General features: G+C 51.6%; 17 protein-coding genes and 1 tRNA gene. 9 read left to right on the top strand and 9 right to left on the bottom strand.

The features are described from left to right. Window positions 1–16: 16 nt before the first annotated feature. From B5F34_RS03780 to B5F34_RS03760, 5 genes are all read left to right on the top strand, one after another. On the top strand, window positions 17–382 hold the full coding sequence (locus B5F34_RS03780; protein WP_087335226.1) for a four helix bundle protein: 366 nt from the start codon (window positions 17–19) through the stop codon (window positions 380–382). A 51-nt stretch (window positions 383–433) separates the two neighbouring features. Further along, window positions 434–1,021 (top strand): DUF3109 family protein, encoded by a 588-nt coding sequence (locus tag B5F34_RS03775; RefSeq protein WP_087335224.1) that lies wholly within the window; start codon window positions 434–436, stop codon window positions 1,019–1,021. A gap of 2 nt (window positions 1,022–1,023) precedes the next feature. Beyond that, entirely contained in the window at window positions 1,024–1,518 is a 495-nt protein-coding gene (locus B5F34_RS03770; protein WP_087335222.1) for a hypothetical protein, read from the top strand. Between the two features lie 46 nt (window positions 1,519–1,564). After that, window positions 1,565–1,879, top strand: a complete 315-nt coding sequence (locus B5F34_RS03765; protein ID WP_140392947.1) for a DUF3784 domain-containing protein — start codon at window positions 1,565–1,567, stop codon at window positions 1,877–1,879. Window positions 1,880–1,998: 119 nt separating this feature from the next. Further along, complete coding sequence (locus B5F34_RS03760) at window positions 1,999–2,835, top strand: copper resistance protein NlpE N-terminal domain-containing protein (protein WP_087335217.1); 837 nt, start codon at window positions 1,999–2,001, stop codon at window positions 2,833–2,835. 156 nt (window positions 2,836–2,991) lie between these two features. Here B5F34_RS03760 and B5F34_RS03755 read toward each other — a convergent pair whose 3' ends face one another. From B5F34_RS03755 to B5F34_RS03745, 3 genes are read right to left on the bottom strand one after another with little or no spacing between them, the layout of a single operon-like run. Then, window positions 2,992–3,582 (bottom strand): hypothetical protein, encoded by a 591-nt coding sequence (locus B5F34_RS03755; protein ID WP_087335215.1) that lies wholly within the window; start codon window positions 3,580–3,582, stop codon window positions 2,992–2,994. After that, window positions 3,569–4,048: an RNA polymerase sigma factor gene (locus B5F34_RS03750; protein ID WP_239448783.1), complete on the bottom strand. Its 480-nt coding sequence runs from the start codon at window positions 4,046–4,048 to the stop codon at window positions 3,569–3,571. Before B5F34_RS03750 ends, B5F34_RS03755 begins: the two co-directional genes overlap by 14 nt. Further along, entirely contained in the window at window positions 4,045–4,887 is an 843-nt protein-coding gene (locus B5F34_RS03745) for an alpha/beta hydrolase (RefSeq protein WP_087335213.1), read from the bottom strand. Before B5F34_RS03745 ends, B5F34_RS03750 begins: the two co-directional genes overlap by 4 nt. A gap of 492 nt (window positions 4,888–5,379) precedes the next feature. Between B5F34_RS03745 and B5F34_RS03740 the strand changes: the two genes are divergently transcribed. Next, a complete protein-coding gene (locus B5F34_RS03740; RefSeq protein WP_087335211.1) occupies window positions 5,380–8,634 on the top strand; it encodes a S41 family peptidase in 3,255 nt (1,084 codons plus the stop codon). 693 nt (window positions 8,635–9,327) lie between these two features. Here the strand turns inward: B5F34_RS03740 and gyrB are convergent. From gyrB to B5F34_RS03725, 3 genes are all read right to left on the bottom strand, one after another. After that, entirely contained in the window at window positions 9,328–11,301 is a 1,974-nt protein-coding gene (gene gyrB, locus B5F34_RS03735; protein ID WP_087335209.1) for a DNA topoisomerase (ATP-hydrolyzing) subunit B, read from the bottom strand. 336 nt (window positions 11,302–11,637) lie between these two features. Then, on the bottom strand, window positions 11,638–11,892 hold the full coding sequence (gene rpsT, locus B5F34_RS03730) for a 30S ribosomal protein S20 (RefSeq protein ID WP_087335207.1): 255 nt from the start codon (window positions 11,890–11,892) through the stop codon (window positions 11,638–11,640). Between the two features lie 40 nt (window positions 11,893–11,932). Next, a tRNA-Glu gene (locus B5F34_RS03725) sits at window positions 11,933–12,004 on the bottom strand. Between the two features lie 258 nt (window positions 12,005–12,262). On the opposite strand from B5F34_RS03725, the gene B5F34_RS03720 reads away from it, so the two are divergent. The 3 genes from B5F34_RS03720 to B5F34_RS03710 all read left to right on the top strand — a co-directional run bounded on the left by B5F34_RS03720 (window position 12,263) and on the right by B5F34_RS03710 (window position 15,629). Further along, window positions 12,263–12,991 carry a DNA repair protein RecO C-terminal domain-containing protein gene (locus B5F34_RS03720; protein WP_087335206.1) on the top strand — a complete coding sequence of 243 codons (729 nt, stop codon included), beginning with the start codon at window positions 12,263–12,265 and terminating at the stop codon, window positions 12,989–12,991. A gap of 267 nt (window positions 12,992–13,258) precedes the next feature. Continuing rightward, window positions 13,259–14,380, top strand: coding sequence for a glutamate 5-kinase (proB, locus tag B5F34_RS03715; RefSeq protein ID WP_087335391.1), 1,122 nt, complete (start codon window positions 13,259–13,261; stop codon window positions 14,378–14,380). A gap of 1 nt (window position 14,381) precedes the next feature. Then, window positions 14,382–15,629, top strand: a complete 1,248-nt coding sequence (locus B5F34_RS03710; RefSeq protein ID WP_087335389.1) for a glutamate-5-semialdehyde dehydrogenase — start codon at window positions 14,382–14,384, stop codon at window positions 15,627–15,629. 128 nt (window positions 15,630–15,757) lie between these two features. On the opposite strand, the gene B5F34_RS03705 is transcribed toward B5F34_RS03710, so the two are convergent. From B5F34_RS03705 to ftsA, 3 genes are all read right to left on the bottom strand, one after another. After that, window positions 15,758–16,210, bottom strand: coding sequence for a GatB/YqeY domain-containing protein (locus B5F34_RS03705; RefSeq protein ID WP_087335204.1), 453 nt, complete (start codon window positions 16,208–16,210; stop codon window positions 15,758–15,760). A 111-nt stretch (window positions 16,211–16,321) separates the two neighbouring features. After that, on the bottom strand, window positions 16,322–17,623 hold the full coding sequence (ftsZ, locus tag B5F34_RS03700; RefSeq protein WP_087335201.1) for a cell division protein FtsZ: 1,302 nt from the start codon (window positions 17,621–17,623) through the stop codon (window positions 16,322–16,324). Between the two features lie 28 nt (window positions 17,624–17,651). Beyond that, window positions 17,652–19,106, bottom strand: coding sequence for a cell division protein FtsA (gene ftsA / locus B5F34_RS03695; protein ID WP_087335199.1), 1,455 nt, complete (start codon window positions 19,104–19,106; stop codon window positions 17,652–17,654). Window positions 19,107–19,141 lie beyond the last annotated feature (35 nt).

Below are 19,141 nucleotides of genomic sequence, written 5' to 3'. Positions count from 1 at the left end.
ATTCTCAATTTAAGGAATGACAGACAGGGATAATGTTATCCATGTTAAGACGTATGCGTTCGCTATTCGCGTAGTGAACGCATATCGTTTTTTATGCAATTCTCAACAAGAATATGTCCTATCCAAGCAAATGTTACGCAGTGGAACAGCTATTGGTGCGTTAGTGGCAGAAGTTCATCATGCCCAAAGCAGTGCTGATTTCCTGAATAAAATGAATATAGCACTAAAAGAAGCCAATGAGACCTCCTACTGGCTGTCCTTATTGAAAGATACAGGTTATCTAGAAATAGAACAATATGATTCGATAGCCAAAGATTGCAACGAGATTATTGCGCTCTTAGTCAGCATCGTCAAGTCCATGAAGAATAATCTTGGCAGATGAGTCAAGCACTATCATTTTTTAATTTTTAATTCTCAATTCTCAATTTAAGAAGTGTTACAGATACAAGACGTTGTCGTCAGTTTCGACGTATTGAAAGAAAAGTTCCTGTGTGATTTGTCTGCCTGCCACGGTGCCTGCTGCATCGAGGGTGATGCCGGTGCTCCCCTGGAACTGGACGAGATAGAAAAGATTGAAGAAGTCCTGCCCCTCATCTGGGAGGAATTGTCGCCCGAGGCGCAGGCCATTATCGACAAACAGGGCGTGGCCTACGTGGACCAGGAAGGCGACCTGGTGACTTCCATCGTCAATGGTAAGGACTGTGTGTTTACCTGCCACGATGACCGGGGTTGCTGTTATTGTGCCATCGAGAAGGCTTGCCGTGAGGGGAAGACCGACTTCCTCAAACCCGTTTCCTGCCATCTCTATCCCATACGGGTGAAGGACTTCGGCGAGTTCAAGGGCGTCAATTACCACCGGTGGGACGTCTGCAAGGCGGCCATGCTGTTGGGGCAGAAAGAGAACCTGCCCGTCTATAAGTTCTTGAAGGAACCGCTTATCCGCAAGTTTGGAGCTGATTGGTATGCTGAGTTGGAAACGTCGGTGGAGGAACTGAAAAAGCAAAATTATTTAAATGTATAGATATGGAGTTTGATGAAGTTATTGTAGATTTATATTCAAATGATTTCGAAAAAGTATATCAAATACTTTGTAAATCAGTTCATCGGAAAAATGTTTCGTTTAATATTGCAGATGAGGGGATATTAGGTATTCATACTGGAGTATATTTTGAGATTCGGCATGATGTACCTATGGAGTTAATTTATTGTGCCTTAACAAAGGAGTTAGTGCGTCAAAAATGTAATCATAGCTTAAAGTCTCCTCAAATATGCTTTCCCAAAATAGGAGAGATTATGCGATGGTATTTTACGCAAAATAACGGTGATGACTATGGAAGATTTGTTCCATATGAAAGCAAAGGGTACGGAGAATATAATGCTGTTTGGTATTACAATGGTTATAATTCAGTTTTGAAGGCTTTTATAGAACCTCCTAAAAGATACTCAATTTCTCGACGTGAGAATCTATACCCTTCTGAATTTGAGGGATTGAATTGTAATGCTTGTCAAAAAAAATAGGTATAATTAATTTCCCATTTTAATAGTGACACAATATAATTTTTTCATGGATATCTTTGTCCTTCTCTATTCCCTGCTTTTTTACGCCATCGGGCGATGGGTGAAGCACAGCCCTTCGGTGATGGCAGGGTATTACTCAATTCCGAAGGAACGCCGCGAACGGGTGGCGCGGCAGACTGCTGATTGTTTCTACAAGGCTTTTTGTTGGATAGCGGCATTGATGGTTGTTGCTCACGCGTTAATGCGGCTGGCAGGCGTGGATAAAATACTGTCGGGTTGTCTGTCCACCGTGATTATTTCTACCATCGGAACCATCGGGACGGCTATATGGGTGCAGCGGTACAACAGGCCGGTTCAATAACCGATGTAAGGTAAGCAATATCCATTAAATACCCTGAACATTCCTCAAAAAAAGGCCTTCCTCATGGGAGGCTTTCTTTTTTTTGCTTTATTTTGGAGCTTCACTAAACGCATAGAGATATGAAAAGTTTGTTTTGGATGATAGGCGGCATCCTGTTGACCGGTTGTGCCGGTTCCGCCGGAAAGGGAAATGTTAAAGAGGTGGAAACGGAAAAGGCTGTGGTTGCATCGACTGAAACGGTAGGTGCCGACCGCGACGAGCACGGCTGCATAGGCTCGGCGGGTTACACGTGGAGCGAAGTGCGCAAGGACTGTATCCGACTGTTTGAAGTCGGCATCCGTACGGAAGCAGTCGACGGGAGCGGACAAGTGATGTACGTGGTCTTCAGTCCCGACTCGCTGAAAGCGGAATTGTTCAGCAGCGAATCAGAAGGCAGCGAGGTGCTGGAACGCCGCACACTGCCCTCCGGAGGACACGTGTGGAACGTGGAAGACGACGACACCAAGAACCTGCGCTACACCGACGGCGCATGGACCATCAGCCGCCGCGGAAAGCTTATCTTCAGCCAGCCCAAGGCGGATAACGACGCCACTCTGGGTGCCTGGCAAGAGCTTCACTATGAAGGGGTCCTTCCGGCAGCCGATTGTCCGGGCATCCGTTATGCGCTTACGCTCCGTCATCGCGAGCACAGCGGCGACGGCACCTTCCAATTACAAATGACTTACTTGGAGGCAGAAGACGGCAAGGACATCACCTTTTCCTACACCGGGCGGCGGCTGACCCTGCGCGGCATTCCCTCCGACGCTGATGCCACCGTCTGGCAATTGCTGGTGGACGGCAAAGAGAAAGATACATTCAACTTTTTGCTCGATGACGACCAGACGCTGACCCTGCTGAACAAGGATTTCGAGAAGAACGATTCCCAACTGAATTACAGCTTGAAGCGTACGGAATGAGCTCATCGTATGCTCTATGTCGTGCGGAATGCATGGATTATGCCGGAATTTAACTGCAAATCCGTGTATTTCGCGTAATTTTTGTCTTTAAAAGGTATTTCCGGTGTATGCGGTTAACGCTGGTGGGGTTATGTCCGACAAAGCGGCATAGGGAATTTACAATTGCTGTCTCAGTTCCTTGTTTCGGCCGATGAACTGTTCCAGCCGCTGTTTGTCCTTTCGCAAAATGCGCGGACGGAAGTAGAACCAGTTGAGAGCAATCCATCCGGCCAGACCGACGTATGCTGCTATGCCAGTTGGCCAGGAGCGGGCAAAGGTGTATTCATACATATATAGGCACAGACCCAGGGACAGAAGGACGAAGTACGCGGTCAGCATCGTGTGGCGGTGAAAATATTCCTGCTTCCGGAGGGATGACAGAGCTTGCAGGTATTGCGTGTTGGGGCAAGTATCGTTTAGCCTGTGATATAGGCGTGCACTCCTTCCGGCAGAGAATAGTGCCAGCAGAAAAGCGCTACCGCCCAATGCCAGTCCGATGTAAGTGCTTGTCAGGCGGGGACGGAAATAGAAAGCGATGAAGAGGGCAAAGCCTATGGTGAGCAACATCAGCAGTCCTGTTATCAGGTAAAAGGCGATTTGGCGGCGGCGAAAGCATCTGATTTCCTGTCGAATGTTCTGCAGATTAGCAGAAGGGACGGTCTGCTTGCTCCAGAGCGCCTGTAGGTCGGTATCGTTATTCTGTCTCATATTTCTTCATTTGTTGGGCCAAGGCCGATTTGATGCGGTGGATACGGACACGCACATTGGTTTCGGATAGGCCGGTGATTTGGGCAATTTCCGCCTGTTTCACTTCTTCCAGATAAAGGGAAATGAGCAGACGGTCTATTTCCGGCAGTTGGGAGATGGATTGATACAACTGGTGGACACGGTGGTCGGTTTCCACCGTTTCTTCTTCCTCAATTTCGGTAGTCAGTTCTGTGGTAGGCATGCGTTGTTGCAGTTGGGACTGGCGCAGGCAGATATTGGTGGCGATGCGGAAAATCCATGTGCCGACTTCTGCCTGTTGCCGAAAGGAGGAGAGATGCTTCCATACCTGCACGAAAGTGTCTTGCGTTAGGTCTTGCGCCAGGGCGGGCCGATTGAAGTAACCCATGCAGAGGCGGTACACCTTGTCCCAATAGCGTTTGTATATCTCGTTGAAATCCATCTTCATGGGTGTATGAAGGCGGTAAACTGCTGCAGGAACCAATCCCGCGCATCGAACATCAGGAAGTGCAGACCCTGCGGGGCATATTCCAGCCGGACATCGGGCAGTCCGGCAAACTGTTCGCGCACCAGCGGTTCAACCCGGTGGAATGAAGGTTCCAGTAATACAAGTACCGGCACGTGGATGGCAGACAGCCGGAGCCTTAGGTCAGTGTTTGCATAGTCGGCATATAACTGTGCGAAGGTTCGTTTATCCGAAGCTGTGCTCCAGCGCACTAATGCTTCCTGTCGGGTGGAATCTTCGCACAAGGTAGCGGCGCTGAGGCGTTGTTGGCGGATGAATTGCTCGTCGCTCATCGCGTTGAGTTGTTGCAGCAGGCTGTTGCAGGTTTGGTTTTGTTCCTCTAGCGAAGGCTGGAAATCGGGGCGGTACAGGGCTGCCAGGCAGGGCAAGGCATCTACTACCACTACGCCTTGCAACAGGTTGGGACAATCGGCAGCTACGGCCAGGGCCAGTCCTCCACCCATGCTGTGCCCCACGAGGTAAGGCTTGCGGAGCTGCCTGTCACGGATGAAATGGATGATTTGTTTCTTCCACCCTTCAAACGAAGGAGAGGTTTCGGGCGGCACACCGGCAAAGCCGGGCATGGTAAGTACGTAGCACGTGTAGCGGTCTTGCAAAGCATTGACCGTTTCCTGCCATACTTCGCCGGAGCAAGCAAAGCCAGGAATAAAAACGAGGGTTTGTTTCCCCGTGCCGTATGTCTTGACGGCAAAGGAGTAGGACTGGGCATAAGCGGCTGTCCCCAGGCAGAGGAGCAGCCATACAAAGATAAGCTGTTTCATATTTCTTTCTCTTTTTGTCTTTGCTCTTTAGATAAAGAATCGGTGGAAATGTTACAACCGACGGTGTTTTTTGTCTTTGCATTTTCAGCTATCTCATACTCCACAATATGTCCGGTTGTTCTGATTATTGCCATTCGTCTTACCAGCGATGTGGCACTATCTGCAAAGGTATGAATTTTATTTAGAATGCATCCGGGAATTTATGGTGGATTGCAAATGTTTATCCTGTCAAGGCTATGAGCAGTTCTATCTTCTGCCAAGAAATGCTCTTCCCTTTACCTTGAGGACCAGAAGAACTCTTGTTAGTATGACTAAAAAGCCTTTTTCATCATACCCTTACAGGACAAAGCACACCTCAAGTTACTGCCACGACCCTCTCTTACTGCTGCAAAACGTACATACAGGCAGGAAAAAGCAGGTGGCACGGCACCGGATTTCGATTTTTTCGTCTTAACTTTGTGGTGGTTTAATCAAAAAACATACAGAAGCAATATGAAGAAGCAATTCCTTTTCTCCCTGCTCGCCCTCAGCGTGGCGACAGGAGCCAAGGCCGACGGCGACGAGGCACGCCTGCTCCGCTTCCCCGCGACGAATGGCACAGACGTGGTGTTCAGTTATGCCGGCGACCTCTACACAGCACCTTTGACGGGTGGCGAAGCGCGGCGGCTGACGTCACACGTGGGTTATGAAATCTTTCCGCGTTTCTCGCCCGACGGCAAGACCATTGCTTTCACTGGCGAATACGATGGCAACCGCGAAGTCTACGTCATTCCTGCCGAGGGTGGCGAACCCCGGCGACTGACCTACACGGCGACTAATGCGCGCGATGACGTGGGCGACCGCATGGGCCCGAACAACATCGTGATGACCTGGACGCCGAATGGTGAGGGAGTGGTTTATCGCAACCGCATCAGCGACGGCTTTGACGGACGGCTGTGGGTGGCGCCGCTCTCTGGCGGTATGTCTCATGCCTTGCCTTTGCCCGAGGGTGGATTTTGTAGCTTCTCGCCGGACAATGGGAAGCGCATGGCCTATAACCGCGTCTTCCGCGAGTTCCGCAACTGGAAGTATTATCGCGGCGGCATGGCCGATGACATCTGGCTGTACGACCCCGCGGCCAAGAAGGTGGAGAACCTGACTAACAACGTGGCGCAGGACATCTGCCCGATGTGGATTGGCGAGGACATCTACTTCATCTCCGACCGCGACAAGACGATGAACCTCTTTGTCTACCACACCGCTAACGGGCAGACGGAGAAGGTGACCGACTATACGGACTACGACATCAAGTTCCCAAGCACCGACGGACGTCAGATTGTCTACGAACACGGCGGCTACCTCTACCGCTTCGACCCGCAGACGCGCCGCGCCGAGCAGATTCACATCACGCTTCATGCGGAGAATGTCTATGCCCGCACCGAGCAGAAGCATGTGGCCAATTATGTGACGGCTGCCGGACTCTCTGCCGACGGCAAACGCTTGGCTGTGACGGCCCGAGGCGAGGTGTTCGACGTGCCTGCCAAAGAAGGAGTGACGCGCAATATCACCCGCACGCCCGGTGCCAACGAGCGCGGAGCCGACTGGAGCCCCGACGGCAAGTACATTGCCTACATCTCCGACCGCACGGGCGAAACGGAAATCTATCTCCAACCCGCCGAGGGAGGCGATCCCATCCAGCTGACTACGGGCAATGATACCTACATCCGCAGCCTTCTGTGGAGTCCCGACAGCAAGACCGTGCTCTACACCGACCGCAAGAACCGCATCGTTACCGTGGACGTGGCTTCGAAGCAGAAGACCGTAGTGATGCAGAACCCCGAACAGGAATTCTACGGCGTGGCTTTCTCGCCCGACAGCCGTTGGCTGACCTACACCAAGCCCGCCAAGAACGATTTCTCCGTGGTGTATGTGTATAACCTGGTGGAGAAGAAAGAATATCCCGTGACGGAGAAGTGGTACAACTCCTCGTCACCTGTCTTCAGTACCGACGGCAAATACCTGGTCTTTGAGTCCGACCGCGATTTCAATCCCATCTACGGACGTCTGGAGTGGAACCACGTCTATACCCGTATGGGCGGCATCTACCTGGCCTTGCTGACGGACGACACTCCCTCGCCCTTCCTGCCCGCAGATGAGGCAGTGAACAGCGGCAAGGAGGAAGAGAAACCTGCCCCTGCCAAGAACGAGAAGAAGAAAGACACGAAAGCCGAGGACAAGACGGTGCAGATTGACCCCGAAGGCATCGAAGGACGTATCGTCAAGCTGCCTCTCCGGGCAGGCAATTATTGGAACCTGTATAGCGACGGGCAAACGGTGTGGTACTACGGCGATGGTGGCACGCACGCTTTCAGTCTGAAGGAGCAGAAAGACGAACTGGTGGCGGAAGGTGCTGCCCTGGCACCCGTCTGCGGCAGCAAGAAGGCACTCTACATGCGCGGCAATTCTCTTTACGTGGGCGAACTCTCTACGCGCAAGGTAACATTGGACGATAAGGTAGACTTGAACGACATGGTAGCCCCGATAGACTATGAGCAGGAATGGGAGCAAATCTTCGACGAGGCTTGGCGTGCCTACCGCGACGGCTTCTATGTGGAGAACATGCACGGCGTGGACTGGAAAGCCATCAAGGAGAAGTATGCCGTGATGCTGCCCTACGTCAAGACGCGCCTCGACCTGAACTACCTCATTGGCGCAATGATTGCCGAACTGGCCTGCGGACACGCTTATGTCAACCCCGGCGAGTATGCCAAGCCTGAGCGTATCGACATGGGATTGCTGGGTGCCGAACTGAGCCGCGATGAAAAGTCGGGCTTCTACTGCATCGACAAGATTCTGCCCGGCGCGCCGTATAGCGAGAAACTCCGTTCGCCCCTTACCGAGCCGGGTATGGAGATTAAGGAAGGCGACTACATCACCGCTATCGACGGCATATCTACTGCCTCCGTGGATAACATCTACCAGTTGCTCATCGGCAAGGCGGGCGTGCTGACCGAACTTTCCGTCAATACCAAGGCCTCTGCCGACGGTGCCCGCAAAGTGGTGGTAGAACCCACGGACAACGAATATCCGCTTTATCACTACAACTGGGTGCAGAAGAACCTGCGCCGCGTGGAAGAAGCTACCAACGGCCGCGTGGGCTATATCTACATCCCCGACATGGGTCCCGAAGGCCTGAACGAGTTTGCCCGCTACTTCTATCCGCAGCTCGACAAGGAAGCCCTCATCATCGACGACCGTGCCAATGGCGGCGGCAACGTATCGCCCATGATTATCGAGCGTCTGCTCCGCAAGCCCTATCGCATGACCATGTCGCGCGTTTCCACCAAGACGGGCACCATCCCCGATGCCACGCAATATGGCCCGAAGATTTTGCTTATCAACAAGTATTCGGCTTCGGACGGCGACCTCTTCCCCTGGAGCTTCAAGGCCAACAAACTGGGCACGGTCATCGGTACCCGCACGTGGGGCGGCATCGTGGGCATCAGCGGCTCCCTGCCCTACATGGACGGTACGGACATCCGCGTGCCTTTCTTCACCAACTACGATGCCAAGACCGGCCAGTGGATTGTGGAGAACCACGGTGTTGACCCGGACATCCTCATCGACAACGACCCCATCCAAGAGCAATCCGGCGTTGACCAGCAGTTGGAGAAGGCTATCGAAGTGGCCCTCGAGCAGCTGAAGGACCGCAAGCCCCTGCCGGGCGTGCCTGCGCCGCGGACGATGAAGGATTTGGGGGTGGAGTGATTCATCATCGTAGTATAAAATGAAAAGAAAGGGTTCACCTGACATAAATTTGAAGGGTGAACCCTTTCTTTACTAAGAGTCTGTTTTTATTCTGCTCAGTCCTATTTTGAGTGCTGTTTCCGTTCAATTCTTTTTAAGGTCTCTTGTTACTGCAGTAGCGGATTTGGTGGCACATTTACATTTCCTATATCAAGTTTGAAGCTATAAGCCAGAGGGCGTTCTATTCCCGGCAGTGCTAAACTGTCTGCATGGCTCACATTAAAGTTAGCATGCTAACATGAAGGTTTAGCACGCTAACATGGAGGTTTAGCACGCTAACATGAAGGTTTAGCATACACCCATATATACCAACATGTATCTTTCACAGCATTCTATTCATTATCAGATGTTTGTACGGACTTCCCTCTTCAGATGAAATGAATTGCATCTCTATCGAGGGCAGGAGGTTATCAAATGCCGGTATGATTTCACATTATCCCATAAACAAGAAATCTTCCCAATTGCCTTCACGCTTTCACGTGCAAATAACCCGTTGTGATTTAGCGTGTTGCTGTGAAAGATAACATCTTTCACCCATCTTTCACATCCTTCACACAAATTGTGCATAACAAAAACGCCGGACAGGGGGAACCTTCTGTCCGGCGTATAGATTGTAAGATGTGAGTGAAGAAAATACAGCTCCCCTATGTCTATTTACGCGTCAATATTGGCATACGTAGCGTTCTTCTCGATAAACTCGCGGCGCGGTTCCACGTCTTCACCCATCAGCATGGAGAAGATATAGTCTGTAGCGGCAGCATTCTCGATAGTCACCTGCTTCAGCATACGGTTTTCGGGGTCCATGGTTGTTTCCCACAGCTGCGTGGGATTCATTTCACCCAGACCTTTGTAGCGTTGCGTGTGGATACCGTTCTCCGTGCCATCGCCATAGGTGTCCATGAAGCGTTGGCGTTGCTGGTCGTTCCAGCAGTATTCCGATACCTTGCCCTTGGTGCAGCGGTAGAGGGGCGGCGTGGCGATGTAGAGATAGCCTTCTTCGATGACTTGCGGGAAGTAGCGGAAGAACAGCGTCATAATCAGCGTGTCGATGTGAGAGCCATCGACATCGGCATCGGTCATGATGATAATCTTCTTGTAGCGCAGCTTGTCGATGTTGGCTTCCTTGCTTTCTTCGCTGTTCACTCCGAAGCGGATGCCCAGTGCCTGGATAATATTGTTCACCTCATCGCTTTCAAAAGCCTTGTGCCACATGGCCTTCTCCACGTTCAGAATCTTGCCTCGCAGGGGCAGGATGGCCTGGAAACGACGGTCTCTGCCTTGCTTGGCCGAACCGCCTGCCGAGTCACCCTCGACGAGGAACAGTTCGCATTCGTCCGGGTCCTTGCTGGAACAGTCTGCCAGTTTGCCGGGCAGTCCTCCACCGCTCATGGGCGATTTGCGTTGTACCGACTCGCGGGCCTTGCGTGCGGCTACACGGGCGGTAGCAGCCAGCAACACCTTATCTACAATAAGTTTGGCTTCTTTCGGATGCTCCTCCAGGTAGTTGGTCAGAGCTTCGCCCACAGCCTGGTTGACGGCGCCGCTCACTTCGTTGTTGCCCAACTTCGTCTTGGTCTGGCCCTCAAACTGAGGCTCGGCCACCTTGACAGAGATGACGGCTATCAGTCCTTCGCGGAAGTCTTCGCCGCTGATTTCCACTTTAGCTTTCTCCAGAGCCTTGGCGCAATTGTCGTCGGCATATTTCTTCAATACGCGGGTCAGGGCAGCACGGAAGCCGGCTTCGTGTGTACCGCCCTCCTTGGTATTGATGTTGTTGACGTAAGAATGCAGGTTTTCACGGTAGCCGGTATTGTACATGATGGCGCACTCGATAGGTACGCCGGCCTTTTCCGTGTTCAGGTAGATGACATCGTTGAAGAGCGGGGTATTGTTGCTGTTCAGATAGCGCACGAATTCCTTGACGCCTTCTTCCGAATGGAAATGTTCGGTGACGGGTTTGCCTTCTTCGTCCGTCTGGCGCAGGTCCGTCAGTGTGATGCGGATTCCTTTGTTCAGATAGGCCAGTTCGCGCAGGCGGTTCTCCAGCGTGGCAAACTTGTATTCGGTGACGGTGAAGATGCTTCCGTCCGGCCAGAATGTCTGCTTGGTGCCTGTGAACCCGGCTTCGCACGTGCCTACTTCCTTGACGGGGTAGAGGGGTTTGCCGCAGGCATATTCCTGCTGATATATTTTGCCGTTGCGGAACACCTGCGTAATCATGTGTGTAGACAAGGCGTTGACGCACGATACGCCCACGCCGTGCAATCCGCCGGATACCTTGTAAGACCCTTTGTCGAACTTACCGCCGGCGTGCAATACCGTCATTACGACCTCTAAGGCCGATTTCTTTTCCTTTTCGTGAAAGTCCACGGGGATTCCACGGCCGTTGTCCTGGACGGTGATGGAGTTGTCTTCGTTGATGGTTACTTCGATGTGGTCGCAATAACCGGCCATGGCTTCGTCGATGGAGTTGTCCACCACTTCATAGACCAGATGGTGCAGACCGTTTTCGCTGATGTCTCCGATATACATGGCGGGACGCTTGCGCACAGCTTCCAGGCCTTCGAGCACCTGGATATTACTGGCCGAGTAGTTGTTCTCGCCCATTATCTTTTCTTCTTCTGTCATACTAAAACCTATTTCCAAATAACTGAGCAAAAGTAGTGAAAATCTTCGAGGTGGGCAAGTCTGTGGTCTGAATATTCTTGGACATAGTTATGGTTTGAACATCTCCGCATTCAGCCGGTAGCGGATGAGGCAGGGATTGTCGTCTTCCGTAAAGTTTTCGAGGAAAGTTCGGACCTTTCCTTCGCCCAGAAGAGAGAGCAGGTCATGTTTTTTTGAAAGACTATAGGTACTTTTCTCTCACTCTTCTGTATGTTGTGGAAACGTCTCTGTTGGAAACAATAAAAGCTTTCCTTCATCACTGAAGAAAAGCTTTCCTGAGATTATAATTATATTTATTTATGCCAGTTTGTTGATGTGGTGAGCCAACTTAGACTTCAAGTTGTTCGCCTTGTTCTTGTGGATAACGTTCTTCTTTGCCAACTTATCCAACAGTTTAACCACTCCCGGCAGCATAGCTACTGCATCAGCCTTTTCCGTAGTGGCACGAAGCTTTCTCACGGCATTACGCATTGTCTTTGCATAATATCTGTTGTGGAGTCTTCTTTTCTCCTCCTGTCTGATTCTTTTCAGTGATGATTTATGATTTGCCATCTCGACTAATCTGTTTTAATTCGTTTATTCTTTTATTTTGTAGCCCCTGGGGGAATCGAACCCCCCTTTCAAGAATGAAAATCTTGCGTCCTAACCGATAGACGAAGGGGCCGGCCTTTGTGTAAGCGTTTCCGCTTTTGTTTTGCAACCGGCTTATCTCTCGTTTGCGGGTGCAAAGATAGAGCGTTTTTTTGAATTGGCAAAACATTCTCTGAAAAAAATGAGAGAAAAGTGCATTTTTTTTGTTTTCGGGGGATTTTCTGCCTTGTTTGAGGGGGATAATGCGGGTGTAGAAGGTTTTGTCGGGTGGTGTTTTCATTATCTTTTCTTATTTTTGCGAGCGATATTCATCTATAAAAACCTTCCTGTTATGTTGCAGAAGACGCGCGGCATTGTGTTGCGCACCATTAAATATAAGGACACTGCCCAGATTGCCACGATTTATACCGAGGTGGCGGGGCGTGTATCGTTTCGAGTACCGGTGACTCGTTCCCGGCATGCATCGGTCAGGTCCTCGCAGTTTCAGCCTTTAGCTCTTGTGGAGTTGGAGGCCGATTTCAGACGCACGGCCCGTGTGTGCGTGCTTAATGGGGCACGGCCGTTTGTCCCGTTTGTTTCGTTGCCTTTTCATCCTTATAAGTCGGCGATGGCATTGTTTCTTGCCGAGGTCTTATATGAAGTATTGTGTGAGGGGGGAGAAGACAGCCCGTTGTTTGCTTATTTAGTGAATGCGCTGATATGGTTGGACCGTTGTCCGGAAGGCTTTTCCAATTTCCACTTGGTCTTTCTGATGCGTCTGTTGCGTTTCGTCGGGCTGCATCCTAATGTGGAGGGGTATGTACCGGGTTGTTGGTTTGATTTGCGGAGTGCCTGCTTTACTGCAGCAAGGCCTGTGGCACATTCTGACTATTTGTGGCCTCAGGAGGCAGAGTTGCTTCCGCGGCTGTTGCGGATGAATTTCGATACGATGCGTTTCTTTACGTTCAGCCGTCAGCAGCGTGCGCGTTGCCTTGATGTCATCATCGATTATTATTGCCTGCATGTGCCCGGCTTTCACCGGCCGAAGTCGTTGGAGGTGCTGCATGAGTTGTTCGACTGAAGGTGCGGGGTGTGGCAGGAAACCGCTACCGATCGGGGAGAAAAAGTCTGTCTGTATGCTGCCCGTAATCAGATGATTGCCGTTTATATAGCGTGGCTCTTTTCCTAATCGCTTGGCAGCCAGGTTCCAATTGCTTGGCAGTCTGCTTCCAATTGCTTGGCAGCTTCCTTTTGAAGAAGATTTGATTTTTTCTTGTCACACTGGCATATAAATCGTGATTTATACCTACTTTTGTAGTAGGCTAACATTCTTTTTGTCATGGCGCTTATGAAACATTATTTTTCACGCATCGTTGTCAAGGTGGGCAGTAATGTGCTTGCCCGTCCGGATGGCACGCCGGATGTGACGCGTATGTCGGCTTTGGTAGACCAGATAGCCGGCTTGCACCGCATGGGTATCGAAGTTATCTTGGTGTCTTCCGGAGCGGTTGCTTCGGGGCGGAGCGAACTGCATCCTGTGCGCAAGCTGGACTGTGTGGATCAGCGTCAGCTTTTCTCGGCAGTGGGGCAGGTTAAGCTTATCAACCGTTATTATGAATTGTTTCGCGAATACGGCATCACCGTGGCCCAAGTGCTTACCATGAAAGAAAGTTTTGCTACGCGGCGTCATTATCTCAATCAGAAGAATTGCATGGCCGTCATGCTGGAAAACGGTGTCCTCCCTGTCGTGAACGAAAATGATACCATCGCCGTCAGTGAACTGATGTTTACCGACAACGACGAACTTTCCGGCCTTATTGCTTCTATGATGGATGCGCAGGCTTTGCTTATATTAACTAATGTAGATGGCATTTTTGACGGCCCGCCTTCCCTCCCTTCTTCGCAGGTGATTCGCGAAATCCGTTCCGGTGAAGACATCTCCGGTTGCATACAGACAGCCCGTTCCGGTTTCGGGCGAGGAGGCATGCTGACCAAGACTGGCATTGCTCGCAAGGTGGCCGATGAAGGGATTGCGGTGTTCATTGCCAATGGCAGACGGGAGAATGTGCTGACAGAAATCTTAAAGTACGAGGCACTCCGGATGGAACAGAACGCGCCAGCCTTGCCAGACCCGCCTTTTGCCTATACCCGGTTTGTGCCAGCTGCCCGGTCGGTGTCGGGGGTCAAGAAATGGATAGCCCACAGTGAAGGCTTTGCCAAAGGAGCTATATACTTGAACAGTCAGGCAGCCGAACTGTTGCTGTCCGACAAGGCCGTCAGTGTGTTGCCGGTAGGCGTCGTAGCTGTCGGTGGAGAGTTTGAGAAAGACGATATTGTGCGCATCCTGCATGCTGACGGTACACCGATAGGAGTGGGCAAAACAAATTTCAGTTCCGCAGAAGTCCGCGAGGCGGCTGGGAAACATGGTAAAAAGCCGGTGGTGCATTATGATTATTTATACATGGAATGATATGGATTGGGAGAATACCTTGGCTGCTGTCCGGGAGGCCGGTCGGCAGTTGCTTACCCGGAGCAATGAAGAAATCAACCGGGTGTTGGAGGCCGTAGCCGACGAAACCATGAGACAGGCGGCATTTATTCTGGAGGCAAACCGCAAGGATTTGGCGCGCATGGATTCCGCCAGTCCCAAGTATGACCGCTTGAGGCTGACCGAAGGGCGTCTGCAGGAGATTGCTTCCGGTTTGCGCCAAGTAGCGGCCTTGCCGTCTCCGTTGGGACGGGTGCTGAAGGAAAGCACGTTGCCCAACGGCCTTCGCCTTCGGCGTGTCAGTGTGCCTTTTGGCGTGATAGGTGTCATCTATGAGGCCCGTCCCAATGTCAGTTTCGATGTCTTTGCCCTTTGTCTGAAGGCAGGCAGTGCTTGTGTGCTGAAGGGCGGAAGCGATGCCGACTGTTCCAACCGGGCCATCGTGGCAGTTATCCGGGCTGTCTTGCGCGACATGGGCATGGACGAACACATCGTGGAGTTGTTGCCTGCCGGACATGAGGAAACAATGCGTCTGCTCCAGGCCGACCGCTACATAGACCTGCTTATTCCTCGCGGGGGCCGACAATTGATAGAGTTTGTCAAACAGCATGCCCGGGTGCCGGTCATCGAAACGGGTGCCGGCATCTGTCACACCTACTTTGACTCTTCCGGCGATGTGGTCAAGGGTGCCGCTATAATCCATAATGCCAAAACAAGGCGGGTCAGCGTATGCAATGCTTTGGACTGCCTGCTTGTTCATGCCAGCCGTTTGGCCGATTTGCCGGCTCTTTGTGCACCATTGTCGCAGAGTCGTGTACTGATTTATGCCGATGAACCTGCCCTGGCGGCATTGACCGGGCATTATCCTTCCACCCTGTTGCAGGCTGCGGTGCCGGAGAGTTATGGCACAGAATATCTGGATTACAAGATGGCCATCAAGACCGTTTCTTCTTTGGAAGAGGCTTTGGAGCATATCAGCCGGTATGGTTCCCGCCACAGTGAGTCTATCGTGACGGAAGACCGGGAGCAGGCATCCCGTTTCCTTTGCCAGGTAGATGCAGCCTGTGTGTATCATAATGCTCCCACTTCTTTTACCGATGGAGCCCAGTTCGGCCTCGGAGCAGAAATAGGCATCAGCACCCAGAAACTGCATGCCCGTGGGCCCATGGCACTGGAAGAAATCACGACTTATAAGTGGCTGATTGAGGGGGATGGTCAAGTGAGAGTGTAGGCAGAATAGCACTACGTCATCGGGAGAAAGTGTAAAAAACAAGCAGGCTACAGGGATTTGCCACTCTGATGCTTCGCTTTTCTGGTGCAGCAGAGGGAGAATGCCTTATAGCCTGCTTGTGTGCCGATTTAATTGTTCAACAGTTCCTTTACCTTAGCGGAGATGGCCCGTCCTTCGGCTTGTCCTGCCAGCCGTTTGGTGGCCAGCCCCATCACTTTGCCCATGTCTTTGGGACCGGCAGTACCGGTTTCGGCAATGATTTCCCGCAGGGCAGCTTCCAGCTCTTCGGGCGTCATCTGCTGGGGCAGGTAAGCTTCCATTACTTTGACCTGGGCCAGTTCCTCGTCTGCCAGGTCTTGCCGTCCCTGCTCTACGTAAATGGCAGCGGCATCTTTGCCCTGTTTGGCAAGTTTCTGAATGAGCTTCAAGGCATCGGCATCGTTCAGTGTATCATTGGCACCCGGTGCGGTCTTGGCTTCAAGGAATACCTTTTTTATGTTTCTCAGTGTCTGGAGGGCTACTTTGTCTTTGGCCTTCATTGCGGTTTTAATGTCTTCGCTGACTTTGTCGAATAAATCCATGATTGCTGAATGGTTAATGGTTAATGCTTAATGCTTAATGGTTAATGGGGCTACGGGCAGTGCCGGATATATGGAAAACGGCAGCTTTACCCGTAGTCTTGTATGAGGTTATCAGAATGTTATAACGCCTTCTTCTGTTGTTTCTGTAGCATCAGTTCCGGGAGCAGTACCTTCTGTAGCCGCATGGCTTTCTTGCTCGGCTTTATTCCGGATGGCGTTGAGGGTAGTCTTGGTGCGTCGCCAGGTAGGTGAATTTTCTACAAGGCTGACCACCTCATCGTTGTCGAGGTCGGCAGGCGAGAAGAGGAAAATCTGGCGGTGGCGTCCGGGGCGGTATTTGCCGTGAGCATCCTTGCCGTAGTAGTCATCGCGCCGTGCAGCCAGTTCCTGCAGCCTTTTTTGTTCCTCAAGGGTACGCTGTTCGATGCGTTCGTCCATCTCCTTCATGTGTATGTCCTGAATGCCGAAGCCGGTGGCAAGCAAAGTGATTTTGACCTGTGCGCCCAGCTGCGGGTCTTCGGCCATACCGAATTTGGTCTCGAAGTCGCGGTTGAATTGGTTCATAAAGTCCTTCACCTCATCCATCTCACTCATCATAAGTTCGTGCTCAGGGCTGTAGGCTATGTTGAGCAGCACTTTCTTTGAGTCGAAGATGTTGTTGTTGTTCAACAAGGGTGAATGCTTGGCATTGTCGATAGCCTTGCTGACACGGTTTTCTCCTTCGCCGTAACCGGTACTCATAATGGCTACGCCTCCATCCTTCATGACAGTTTTCACATCGTTGAAGTCGAGGTTGATGATGCCGCGCATGGTGATGATTTCGGCAATGCTCTTGGCAGCAACGAGCAATGTGTCATTAGCCTTGGCAAAAGCGTTTCTGACAGAGAGGTCGGGATAGATCTCGCCCAGTTTCTCGTTGTTGATGACCAGCAGAGCGTCGACGTTTTTGCTGATTTCTTCCACGCCGTCAAGGGCCTGGTCTATTTTGCGGTCGCCTTCCCAGCGGAATGGAATGGTGACAATGCCCACGGTGAGGATGTCCATCTCTTTGGTGACGCGCGCTATGGTGGGTGCTGCTCCCGTTCCGGTACCTCCTCCCATTCCGGCCGTGATAAACACCATGCGTGTACCGTCGTTGAGCATCTGTTTTACTTCTTCGATACTTTCCTCGGTGGCTTCTTTAGCCTTTCCGGGGCGGTTGCCGGCCCCCAGTCCCTCGTGTCCCAGTTGTAGTTTAACGGGCACAGGCGATTCTTCAAGTGCTTTGCGGTCGGTATTGCATACTACGAAGGTCACTTCGTGGATACCTTCGCGATACATGTGGTTGACGGCGTTGCCGCCACCCCCGCCTACGCCGATGACTTTAATGATTTTCGGTGAAGCGGGCAGGTCGAATTGTACTCTGTCGTCCATATCTTCTATTTTTTCTTTGTTCTATATTTCAGTTCTTGATGGAATCACTCTCGTCGAGCATACCGTCGCGGAAGAGGTCGATGATTTTTCCGAAGGGGGAACTTTTCTTCTTATCTTTACCGTGGTTCTTGTTTTTCCCTTTGTCTTCCTTTTCTTGCTCTTTTTCGGGAGTCTTGGAGGTATCTTGCACGGGCTTCTCGTTTTCCTCAGTCTTGTGTGTAGTTTCAGTGTGGGGTGTTTCTACTGTCTGGGCTGGGGTGGGGGGCGTGTCAGGTTTCATTTCCTCCTGTGTGAAGATGGAAGCCTGTGCTGGCCGACTGGCAGAGGAGGGGCGGGCGCAATTGTCGCGTCCTGCCAGCAACAGTCCCAGCAAGGTGTTCAAGCGGGCATCCTGGCCAAGTTCTTCTTCGTGCCCGTGGAGACTTTCGCGTACGAAGCGCGCCGTACGCACTTTGTCAGTACGGCTGACGTTGCGGAACAGGGTTTCTGTGCCCGGCAGGCATGAGCCTCCTCCTGTCAGCACTACTCCGGCGAATAGCTCGTTTTCGTAGCCCGACAGTTGAATCTGGTTCCATGCATTAGACATGATTTCTTCGGCTCGTGCGCCAACGATGTCATTCAGTTCATGCAGTTTCACATCGCGTCCGTCGTTCAGCCGACAAGGTACAGAAGCCTCATCATCGTCATCGTCGTCCGTGCAAATGGCATTTCCATAATGCAGTTTCAGGTTCTCAGCTTCACCCTCCTCAATCTTCAGGCTGGTAAGGTCGTGTGTAATGTTGTTGCCTCCCAACGGAAGTACGCAGAGGTAGCGGAGGATGTTGTTTTTGTATACCTGCACGGTAGTAGTGCCTGCACCGAGGTCTACTAAGGCGCATCCGGCGCGCATTTCGCTTTCGGTCAATACAGCGTGGGCCATGGCGAGAGGTGCCACAAGCATGTCGGCCACTTTGACTCCGGCTTTCTCAAAGGCTTGTTCTAAGTTCTTTCGCAGCTGGTGGCGTGCGATAATGTTGAGAAAACGGGCTGTGATGTTGCGTCCGGCCACTCCCACGGGGTCGGTATGCAGGGCATTGTCAATCTTGTATTCCTGCGGGGCAACATCGAGTACACACATGTCGGCCAGCGGCAGGTCGCGGTTTTCATCACACAGCCGGTCTACTAATCCGGCTGAAATGATGTCTTCCTCTTCCAGCGTGTGGTTGACGCGGTTCTCTACTGTGCGCAACGACTGCCCGGCTATTCCGGCGTAGACCTTGGCCACAGTAGTGCCGAGCTGTTTCTCCAGTTCTGTCACAATGTTCTGTATGGCATGGGCGGCTTTGTCGATGTTGTAAACCTGTCCCTTGCGTACAAAAGCAGAGGAATCCTCGCAGGCATAAGCCAGGACCTCAGTGCTTCCATCGTTCTGCCTCTTTCCGGCAATACCGGCGATGCGGGACGAACTCAGTTCGATGGCGGCTATAAAATCGGTTGTTGACATAGTTGTTGTTTTTATATTGTTTTATTTTTTCCTTG

The sequence above is a fragment of the Mediterranea sp. An20 genome (genome assembly GCF_002160055.1).
Lineage (GTDB): Bacteria > Bacteroidota > Bacteroidia > Bacteroidales > Bacteroidaceae > Bacteroides > Bacteroides avicola.
Note: the sequence above shows the minus strand (reverse complement) of the source record. Positions and strands in the feature narration are given on the sequence as shown.